Source organism: Paracoccus sp. (in: a-proteobacteria) (assembly GCF_035556475.1).
In the GTDB taxonomy this organism is placed as follows: Bacteria; Pseudomonadota; Alphaproteobacteria; order Rhodobacterales; family Rhodobacteraceae; genus Paracoccus.
The window spans coordinates 1-1,929 of the sequence record NZ_DATMFA010000009.1 but is presented as its reverse complement, the minus strand read 5'-3'; the positions used below and the strand labels follow the sequence as shown (position 1 = coordinate 1,929).

Here is a 1,929-nt window from a genome sequence, read left to right as displayed (position 1 = left end):
ATTGGCGCAGCCATAGATCACGTCATCGACCGCGGCCCAGTCGACCGAGGCGTTCCGCGCCATCAGCGCCTTCAGCGGGATCGCGCCCAGATCATCGGCCCGGACCGAGGACAAAGCGCCGCCAAAGCGGCCGATGGGGGTACGGATATAGTCGCAGATGAAAACTTCGGGCATGGAATGGATCTACCTTGTCGGTGCGGCGAGCCGCGCAATGTCAACTGTGATGGTGGAAAGGGCGCGGCCGCGCGGCGGCACCTTATGCGACCCGGAAATCAGTCCCGCGCCACGGCGAACATCGGGCCGCCGCGCCAGCGGGGGAAACCATAGCCGTGGATTTCGACCAGATCGATATCGGCGGGCTTGCCGGCAATGCCTTCGTCGAGAATGGCCTGACCCTCGCCTGCCATTTCGCCGACCAACGTTCGGGCGATCTCGGCGCGGGTCATTGACGGGCCAACCGTGATCTGTCCGGCGAGGAGGTGTGCCACGGCCTCGGACACGCGCGGCTTGCGGTCGCCGGGCGCGTAATCATACCAGCCGCCGCCGGTCTTCTGCCCTTTGCGACCGGCGCGCACCAGCACATCGCCCAGCGTTTCCGGCACATCCTGCCCTGCGCTTCGCGCGCCTTCGCGCTGAAGAAAGGCGATGTCGAGCCCTCCCAGATCCTGAGCCTCGAACGGGCCCATCGCAAAGCCATAGCCGCGCATCGCGGCGTCGATCTCGGCAATGTCGACGCCTTGGCGGACAAGCGCCTCGGCTGCGGCGCGATAGCGTTTCAGGATGCGGTTGCCGATGAAGCCTTCGCAGATCCCCGATTGCACCGGCACCTTCCCCAGAAGGCGCGCGAGAGCAAACCCCGTGGCCAGGGTGCGCGCCGAGGTTTCCGGCACCGGGATGATTTCCAGCAGTTTCATCACATTGGCCGGGCTGAAGAAGTGCAGACCGATGAAACGCTCCGGTGCCGGCAACCCGGGGGCAAGCATTCGCGGATCGAGATAGGATGTGTTCGTGGCGAGGACCGCGTCGGGCCGGCAGACCTTGCCGAGCTGATCGAAAACCGCGCGCTTGACCGAGATGTCCTCGAACACGGCCTCGATGACAAGATCGGCATCGGAAAGCGCCGCGTAATCGGTCGCGCCGGTCACGCCCGCGATCAACGCGGCGGCGCGGTCTTCGGTCAGCTTGCCGCGCTTTACTCCGCCGGCAAAAATGCCCGAGACATTGGCCAGCCCGCGTGTAACGGCCTCGTCATCGCGTTCGATCAGGGTGACGGGGAGGCCCGCCTGACGCAGCGCGGCGATGATGCCGGCGCCCATGGTGCCCCCGCCTATGACGCCGACGCTGCGCAGCGGCAGAGGTTCGGCGTTGCGCAGCGCCGCAGGTCTGGGTGCGGCGCGCTCGGCGAAGAAGACATGGCGCAGCGCGGCCGCCTGTTCCGAGGCGCGCAGGTCCAGAAAGGTCTGGCGCTCGAAGGCCATGGCTTCCGCAAACGGTGCGTCTGCCGCCGTCCTCAGGCAGGCCAATGCCCTGAGGGGGGCGATCGCTCCCTTGGCCATTTTGGTCAGCGCCGCCTCATGCGCGGTCCAGAAGGCCGCGTCGGGCGAGGCGAGGGGGCGCCGGGACGCAGGCAGGGGAAGGGGGGCATTCAAAGCATCCCGGGCAAATGCGATCGCCGCCATGCGCAGATCCCCGGCAAGGACGGCGTCGATCAATCCGGCAGCTTGCGCCGCGCCCGCGCGCAGCGGTTTTCCCGAAGTGACGAGGTCGACCGCCGCCGGAAACCCCACCACGCGCGGGGTGCGAACCGTGCCGCCAGCGCCGGGAACAATACCCAGCGTGACTTCCGGCAGGCCCAGTGAGGCGTCGGGCGCAGCAACGCGGAAACGGCAACCCAGCGCCACCTCGAGCCCGCCACGGAGAGCCGAGCCG

1 protein-coding gene and 1 pseudogene are annotated in these 1,929 nt (G+C 67.7%); both read right to left on the bottom strand.

Annotated elements, in window-relative coordinates; translation table 11 throughout:
- A pseudogene (locus VNQ78_RS00805) lies at positions 1-174 on the bottom strand (3-oxoadipyl-CoA thiolase); the annotation flags it as partial.
- A gap of 98 nt (positions 175-272) precedes the next feature.
- Positions 273-1,929, bottom strand: a 1,657-nt coding sequence (locus VNQ78_RS00800) for a 3-hydroxyacyl-CoA dehydrogenase NAD-binding domain-containing protein (RefSeq protein WP_325685582.1), incomplete at its 5' end; no start/stop codon positions are given.